Below are 7,728 nucleotides of genomic sequence, written 5' to 3'. Positions count from 1 at the left end.
GCGTCCGCCGCTGCCGCCGGCGCCGCCTTGCGTGCGCGGCTTCGCGGCCTTCTGCTGCGATGCCTTCGGTTGCGCGTTGCCGTCGCGCTTCGCGGCCGGCTGGCCTGAGCCGCCTGCGCGCGGCTGGCGATTGCCGCCGCCGCCGCCACCACCGCCGCGAGGTTGCTGCTGCCCACGGCGCTGCTGGATCGGCTCCGGCTTCGCGTTCGGATCGGGTTCGAAGCCCGCGATCACTTCCTGCGGAATCTCGCGCTTGATCAGCCGCTCGATGTCGCGCAGCAGCAGCTTCTCGTCGACGCACACGAGCGACACGGCTTCACCGGTCGCGCCCGCGCGGCCCGTGCGGCCGATCCGGTGCACGTAATCCTCGGGCACGTTCGGCAGGTCGAAGTTGACGACGTGCGGCAACTGGTCGATGTCGATCCCGCGCGCGGCGATATCGGTCGCGACGAGCACCTGCAGCGTGCTGTTCTTGAACTCGGCAAGCGCGCGCGTGCGGGCCGATTGGCTCTTGTTGCCGTGGATCGCCATCGCGCTGATGCCGTCCTTCGTCAACTGTTCGGCGAGCCGGTTCGCGCCGTGCTTGGTGCGCGTGAACACGAGCACCTGGAACCAGTTGTGTTCGCGGATCAGGTGCGTGAGCAGCTCGCGCTTGCGGTCGCGGTCGACCGGGTGGATCTTCTGCGCGACGCTCTCGGCGGTCGTGTTGCGGCGCGCGACCTCGATCAGCGCGGGCGAGTCGAGCAGGCTGTCGGCAAGCGCCTTGATCTCGTCGGAGAAGGTCGCCGAGAACAGCAGGTTCTGGCGCTGCGGCGGCAGCTTCGCGAGCACGCGCTTGATGTCGTGGATGAAGCCCATGTCGAGCATCCGGTCGGCTTCGTCGAGCACGAGGATGTCGAGATCCGACAGGTCGATCGTCTTCTGCTGCATGTGGTCGAGCAGGCGCCCCGGCGTCGCGACGACGATGTCGACGCCGCGCTTGAGCGCATCGATCTGCGGATTGATGCTGACGCCGCCGAACATCACGGTCGAGCGCAGCTTCAGGTACTTGCTGTAGGCACGGACGCTTTCCTCGACCTGCGCGGCGAGTTCGCGCGTCGGCGTGAGGATCAGCGCGCGCACCGCGCGCTTCGCGCCGCGATGCTCGGCGTAGAACGTGTGCAGGCGCTGCAGGATCGGCAGCGTGAAGCCGGCGGTCTTGCCGGTGCCCGTTTGTGCGCCGGCGAGCAGGTCGCCGCCGCCGAGGACAGCAGGGATCGCCTGCTGCTGGATCGGAGTCGGCGACGTGTAGCCGAGCTCGTTGACCGCCTTGACAAGCGGTTCGGCCAGGCCGAGAGATTCGAAAGACATAGATACCACTCTTGAGTTTTATGATCGGCGACACCTCGCGCGGCCCGCGCGGGGACTGGCGTCGCAAAAAGCAAAGGGGCGCGGAACGCAGGTCGCTCACCTGTTGCGGCGAGATCGGCGTACCGTTGTTGCCCCACGACATCCGGATATACGTTACAACGGCTGCGACTTCCTGGTTCGACAGCGACTGCGCGAACGGCGGCATGCCGTACGGACGCGGATTCTTGAACGTGCTCGGCGGATAGCCACCGTTCAGCACCATGCGGATCGGGTTGACCGCCGATTCCATCATGATCGAGTGGTTGCCCGCGAGCGGCGGATATGCCGGCGGCTTGCCCGCGCCGGTTTCGGCGTGGCAGGTCGCGCAGTTGTCGGCGTAGATCTTCTTGCCCTGGTCGAACAGCGCATTGCCGAACTGCTTCGACGGCTCGTACTGCATGTTCTTCGGCGCTTCAGCCTTCTGCGGGATCGACTTCAGGTACGTCGACATCGCGCGCGTATCTTCGTCGGTCATGTACTGCAGGCTGTTGTGGACCACGTCCGCCATCGGGCCGAACACCGCACCCTTCTGCGACACGCCGGCCTGCAGCAGGTCGGACAGCTCCTGCACGTGCCAGTCGCCGAGGCCGAGTTCCTTGTCGTTCGTCAGCGACGGCGCATACCAGTTCTGCAGCGGGATCAGGCCGCCTGCGAACGCCGACGAGCTCACCGGGCCGCCCATCATGTTGATCGACGTGTGGCACATCGAGCAGTGGCCGAGGCCTTCGACGAGGTAAGCGCCGCGGTTCCATTCGACCGACTTCGTCGGATCCGGCTTGTACTCGCCTTCCTTGAAGAACAGCGTGCGCCAGCCGATCAGCAGGTTGCGGTTGTTGAACGGGAACTTCAGTTCGTGCGGACGGCTCGGCACCGACACCGGCGGGACCGAACGCAGGTACGCGTAGATCGCGTCCGAATCCGAGCGCGTGACCTTCGTGTAGCTCGCGAACGGGAAGCCCGGGTAGAGCAGGCTGCCGTCCTTTGAGCGACCCGTGTGCATCGCGCGGTAGAAGTCGTCCGACGTCCACTTGCCGATGCCGTCCTTGTCGTCCGGCGTGATGTTCGGCGTGTACATCGTGCCGAACGGCGTCGCCATCGGCAGGCCGCCCGCGAACGACTTGCCGCCGCGCACGGTGTGGCACGCGATACAGTCGCCGACGCGCGCGAGGTATTCGCCCTTCTTGATCAGCGCGGCCTGGTCGGCCGGCGTGGCCGCGACGGCGGCAGCGCCGTGCAGCGTGTCGTTGCCCGGCCACAGGACCGGCACGAGGGCGGCAGCCGCGACGATCGCGACAGCCGAGAGTGCAAACAGGGACTTGCGTTTCATTATGTCTGTCTCCCTTGCCTTATTGCGGTTCGCTGCCGCAGGCGAGCGGAGTCTTCATCGAGCGCGCCGGGGCCGGCACGGGGTTGGCGGGCGCCGGTTGCGCGGCGAGCCATGCGGTCACGGCCGTCACGTCTTCGTCGGAAAGCTTCGCTGCGATGTCGTGCATGCAGTCCGGTGCCTTTGCGTGGCGGTTGCCCGAGCGCCATGCGCCGAGCTGTGCGCTCAGGTAATCGGCGTGCAGGCCGACGAGGCCGGGGATCGCCGGCTGCATGCCGGTCAGCCCTGCGCCGTGGCAGGCCACGCAGGCCGGCAGCTTGCGGGACGGGTCGCCCTGCGTGACGAGCTGCTTGCCGCGCGCGAGCGTCGCGGCCGGCAGCGTCGGCTTCGCCGGCGTCGGGTACGGCGGACGTTCGGCCGAGAAGTGCTCGGCGATTTCGCGCAGGTAGTCGTCGTTCAGGTACGTCAGCAGATAGTTCATCGGCGGGTACTTGCGCCGGCCGTCACGGAAGTTGACGAGCTGGTTGTACAGGTACTCGGCCGGCTTGCCGGCAAGACGCGGGAAGTAGTCGTTGTCCGTGCCCTGGCCGTGGACGCCATGGCATGCGGTACAGCCGCGCACGCGCTCGGCCATCGTATCGGGTGCCTTGAGCGGCGCCTGCTGGGCGTGCGCTTGCTCCGTGGGCTTGGTCTGCGCTTGGGCAGCGCTCATAAGGCCCGCTCCGCCGATCAACAGAACGGCGAGCAGCGGACGGAAGAGGCGTCTTGAAGACACACGAGACTCCATGATTATTCGTCGGGGACCTTGTCCGGGCTACGATCGGCTCGGCGCATGGACGGCAGGACAGCCGGGCTGCTGCGACGCGGCATTCTATCATCGATGGGTAATGACGGCTATTTGGCAAAAGGACAGCGGTTCCTGTCTGTTTACGACTTGCGACAATTTGACGCGTATTGCACAGCGGCGAAGTGAACCGGCGTGCGCTTTCGCCATCGAAGACCGTACACTCGCGGGTCGCGCGGCGCCGCCTCCGCCGCAGGTCCAGTCATTTCTCCCGTTTCCGGATTCATCGATGACGTTTTCTACCGTGCCGTTGCCTCGTTCCCGTTGTCTGTCCCGTTGCCGCCGCGCCGCCGGCCGGCCGTTTCCGGGAGGGTGCGCGCAATGAAGTTCGACAGCTTGTGGATCGGGCAGGTCGCGCTCGCGGCGCTGATGGACGCCGCGTTCGCGATGGCGGTCGGCTCGGCGCTGCTCAAGGCGTGGCTCGGCAAGGACGGCGCGCGGCCGGTCGTCTCGCCTTCGCATCCCGCGTGGTTGCGCGCACAACATTCTCTGGTCGCGGCGGCGCTGGCGCTCGTGCTCGCGGATCTCGGCTGGCTGGTCTACGAGGCCGCGACGATGAGCGGCGCGGGGCTCGGCGGCGCGTTCGCCGCGATTCCCGTCGTGCTGATGCAGACGCACGCGGGCTTCGCGTGGAGCGTCGCGTTCGCCGGCGCGGTGGTGCTCGCGATCGTCGCGCTGGCGAAGCCGGAGGGCCCGGGCGCGCACGCGGTGCTGTGGCTCGCGGTGATCGTGGTCGCGGCCGGCAAGGCATCGCTCGGCCATGCGGCCGATACGGGCGCGTTGTCCGCGGCGGTCGGCGTGCAGACGCTGCACCTGCTCGCGACGGCCGTGTGGGGCGGCCTCGTGCTCGCGGGCGGGCTCGCGGTGCTGCCGGCGCTCGGTTCGTCGGTCGCACGCGGCGCGCTGATCCGCATCGGCCAGCAACTGTCGCGTACGTCGATCATCGCGGTCGTATTCTTGCTCGCGACGGGCGTGCTCAATGCGCTGCGCGGGCTCGGCGGATCGCTCGCGCCGCTCGACGGCAGCACGTGGGGGCGCGTGTTGCTGCTGAAGCTGCTGCTCGTCGCGCTCGCGCTCGTGCTCGGCGGCCTGAACCGCTTCTCGGCGCTGCCGCGGCTGCGCCGCACCGCGTCGACCGAGGATGCGCACACGTTCCGCAACATCCTGCATCTCGAAGGGATGACGATGATCGGCGTGTTCGTCGCGGCCGCCGTGCTGTCGTTCAGCGTGCCGGGGTTCGCGGCGCTCGGCTGACGGCAGGTTCCGCATGGCGCGAAGCAAGGTCGCCGGCGCGTGCGCGGCACGTGCCGTTCGTCGCGCCGCGCATGCAAAAACGGCGCCTGTCGGGCGGCCGTTCCGAAGTCGCTGCGTACCGCGCGGGCCGCAGCCGCGCGCTGCGCACCGCGCTCACCACTCGGCGACGCTGCCGTCCGCGTGGCGCCACACCGGGTTGCGCCAGCGGTGGCCCGTCTTCGCCATCTCGCGCACCTTCTCCTCGTTGACGTCGATGCCGAGCCCCGGGCCCTGCGGGATCGCGACGAAGCCGTCCTCGTAGCGGAACACCTCGGGATTGCGCAGGTAGTCGAGCAGGTCGTTGCCCTGGTTGTAGTGGATGCCGAGGCTTTGTTCCTGGATGAATGCGTTGTAGCTGACCGCATCGAGTTGCAGGCATGCGGCGAGCGCGATCGGGCCGAGCGGGCAGTGCAGCGCGAGCGCGACGTCGTAGCTCTCCGCGAGCGTCGCGATCTTGCGGCACTCGGTGATGCCGCCCGCGTGCGACGCGTCGGGCTGGATGATGTCCACGTAACCGCCCGCGAGGATGTGCTTGAAGTCCCAGCGCGAGTACAGCCGTTCGCCGAGCGCGATCGGCGTGTTGGTCTGGTTGACGATGTCGCGCAGCGCCTCGGCGTTCTCCGACAGCACCGGCTCCTCGATGAACATCAGCTTGTACGGGTCGAGCTCCTTCGCGAGCACCTTCGCCATCGGCTTGTGCACGCGGCCGTGGAAGTCGACCCCGATCCCGACGTGCGGGCCGACCGCGTCGCGCACCGCCGCGACGTTTGCGATCACCTGCTCGACCTTGTCGTAGGTGTCGACGATCTGCAGTTCCTCGGAGCCGTTCATCTTCACGGCCTTGAAGCCGCGCTCGACGACCGCGCGCGCATTGTTCGCGACGTCGCTCGGCCGGTCGCCGCCGATCCACGAATACACCTTGATGCGGTCGCGCACCTGGCCGCCCAGCAGCGCGTGCACCGGCACGCCGTGATGCTTTCCCTTGATGTCCCACAGCGCCTGATCGACGCCCGCGATCGCGCTCATCATGATCGGGCCGCCGCGGTAGAAGCCCGCGCGGTACATCACCTGCCAGTGATCCTCGATCAGCAGCGGGTCGCGGCCGACGAGGTAGTCGGCCAGCTCCTGCACCGCGGCCTCGACCGTGTGCGCGCGGCCTTCGACGACCGGCTCGCCCCAGCCGACGATGCCCTCGTCGGTTTCGATCTTGAGGAACAGCCAGCGCGGCGGGACGACGAAAGTTTCGAGGCGGGTGATTTTCACGATGCGAGTCTCCATGGTTGGCCGGTGCGGGCGCTCGGGCGCGGCGCACGGTCGCGTGCTTTCACGATTATCCTAGCGTAGCCGGATAAAAAATAGTATTAATAGCATTATTGTGCAGATAGTGGGCAGCCTGCACGCCGGCCCAACGGAGAACGATCATTCAACACGACCTGCATGGACAGACGGCTTTCCGGCTTGCGACGGCGATCCTGCGCGGCGACTATCCGCCCGAATCGCTGCTGCCGAGGGAGCCCGACCTGATGGAGATGTACGGCGTGAGCCGCACGGTGATGCGCGAGGCGCTGCGCACGCTGACGTCGAAGGGGCTGGTCGAATCGCGGCCGAAGGTCGGCACGCGCGTGCGGCCGCGCCACGCATGGAACCTGCTCGACGCCGACCTGCTCGACTGGTACGCGCGCGTCGCGCCGCCGCTTGCGTTCGCGCTGAAGCTGCAGGAGATGCGCGAGATGATCGAGCCATACGCGGCCGCGCTCGCTGCGCGCGCGCATACGCCGGAAGCCTTCGACGCGATCGACGACGCGGCGCGCGCGATGGCCGATGCACGCAACGTAGACGAATGGGTGCGCGCCGACCTGCGCTTTCACCTGAGTGTGCTCGCGGCGGGCGGCAACGAACTGCTGGTGCCGCTCGGCGCGCTGATCGATCGCACGCTCGAGGCGCAACTGCATCTGAATGCGCGCCGCGCGGACGTGTACAACGCGTCGCTCGCCGAGCATACGGCCGTCGGCGACGCGATCCGCGTGCGCGACGAGGACGGCGCGCGCCGCGCGATGGCGGCGCTGCTCGCGGTGACGCGCGCGCGGATCGAAATGTCGTGACGGAACGGGGCGGCGCCGTCAGGCGGCGTTTGCGCAGCCGCCCGGCTTGTGGATGCGCTCCGTCGATGCAGGATACTTCGCGAGCAGGCTTGCCGGACGCCGCGGGCGCACGACCAGGTCGCCGCCGCAGTTCGGGCAGCGGCCTTTCAGCACGTCGTCGGCGCAGGTCGCGCAGAACGTGCACTCAAACGTGCAGATGCGCGCATCCGCCGAATCGGGCGGCAGGTCCTTGTCGCAGCATTCGCAGCCGGGGCACAGTTCGAGCATGATGGTTTTCCTTGGTTGGGGAGGGTCAGGAGGGGCGCCGCCGGACATTGCGCGCGGCGCATGTGCGCGCTACTGTACCCGCTTGAATCGGCCTGGCCAACGGCGTCCGTCCGGGCGCCGCCGACGCGCACCGGCCGCACCGGGAGACGACCATGCTTTATCGCGGAAGCTGTCACTGTGGAGACGTGAAGTTCGAAGTGGAAGGCGACCTGCAGGGCGTGATGGCGTGCAACTGCTCGATCTGCCAGCGCAAGGGCGCGCTGATGTGGTTCGTGCCGCGCGACCACATGAAGCTCCTCACGCCCGACGAGAATTTCGCGACCTACCTGTTCAACAAGCACGTGATCAGGCATCGTTTCTGCAAGCGCTGCGGGATGCATCCGTTCGCCGAGGGCGTTCATCCGAACGGCACCGCGATGGCCGCGATCAACGTGCGCTGCCTCGAGGATATCGACCTCGACGCGCTGCCCGTCACGCACTACGACGGCCGCTCGCACTGAGCGGCGTGC

The 7,728-nt window shown here is 67.9% G+C and carries 7 protein-coding genes and 1 pseudogene; 3 read left to right on the top strand and 5 right to left on the bottom strand.

The window, feature by feature from the left end; all coding sequences use genetic code 11:
* The 3 genes and pseudogenes from ACNQQL_RS26890 to ACNQQL_RS26880 all read right to left on the bottom strand — a co-directional run.
* The coding region (locus tag ACNQQL_RS26890) for a DEAD/DEAH box helicase (RefSeq protein WP_347066925.1) at positions 1 to 1,350 on the bottom strand (1,350 nt) is incomplete at its 3' end.
* A gap of 73 nt (positions 1,351 to 1,423) precedes the next feature.
* A pseudogene (locus ACNQQL_RS26885) lies at positions 1,424 to 2,716 on the bottom strand (c-type cytochrome); the annotation flags it as partial.
* A gap of 19 nt (positions 2,717 to 2,735) precedes the next feature.
* Positions 2,736 to 3,500 (bottom strand): c-type cytochrome, encoded by a 765-nt coding sequence (locus tag ACNQQL_RS26880; protein ID WP_072443436.1) that lies wholly within the window; start codon positions 3,498 to 3,500, stop codon positions 2,736 to 2,738.
* Between the two features lie 378 nt (positions 3,501 to 3,878).
* On the opposite strand from ACNQQL_RS26880, the gene ACNQQL_RS26875 reads away from it, so the two are divergent.
* A complete protein-coding gene (locus tag ACNQQL_RS26875; protein ID WP_347066923.1) occupies positions 3,879 to 4,811 on the top strand; it encodes a CopD family protein in 933 nt (310 codons plus the stop codon).
* A 153-nt stretch (positions 4,812 to 4,964) separates the two neighbouring features.
* Here the strand turns inward: ACNQQL_RS26875 and dgoD are convergent, their stop codons facing one another.
* Positions 4,965 to 6,113, bottom strand: coding sequence for a galactonate dehydratase (gene dgoD, locus ACNQQL_RS26870; protein WP_021160175.1), 1,149 nt, complete (start codon positions 6,111 to 6,113; stop codon positions 4,965 to 4,967).
* A 155-nt stretch (positions 6,114 to 6,268) separates the two neighbouring features.
* On the opposite strand from dgoD, the gene ACNQQL_RS26865 reads away from it, so the two are divergent.
* Positions 6,269 to 6,952: a FadR/GntR family transcriptional regulator gene (locus ACNQQL_RS26865; protein ID WP_347066929.1), complete on the top strand. Its 684-nt coding sequence runs from the start codon at positions 6,269 to 6,271 to the stop codon at positions 6,950 to 6,952.
* A gap of 18 nt (positions 6,953 to 6,970) precedes the next feature.
* Here ACNQQL_RS26865 and ACNQQL_RS26860 read toward each other — a convergent pair whose 3' ends face one another.
* A complete protein-coding gene (locus tag ACNQQL_RS26860; protein ID WP_347066921.1) occupies positions 6,971 to 7,219 on the bottom strand; it encodes a DUF1272 domain-containing protein in 249 nt (82 codons plus the stop codon).
* Positions 7,220 to 7,371: 152 nt separating this feature from the next.
* Between ACNQQL_RS26860 and ACNQQL_RS26855 the strand changes: the two genes are divergently transcribed.
* On the top strand, positions 7,372 to 7,719 hold the full coding sequence (locus ACNQQL_RS26855; RefSeq protein WP_347066919.1) for a GFA family protein: 348 nt from the start codon (positions 7,372 to 7,374) through the stop codon (positions 7,717 to 7,719).
* Positions 7,720 to 7,728 lie beyond the last annotated feature (9 nt).

This window comes from Burkholderia sp. LFS061, assembly GCF_047978125.1.
Taxonomy (GTDB): domain Bacteria; phylum Pseudomonadota; class Gammaproteobacteria; order Burkholderiales; family Burkholderiaceae; genus Burkholderia; species Burkholderia pyrrocinia_C.
Note: the sequence above shows the minus strand (reverse complement) of the source record. Positions and strands in the feature narration are given on the sequence as shown.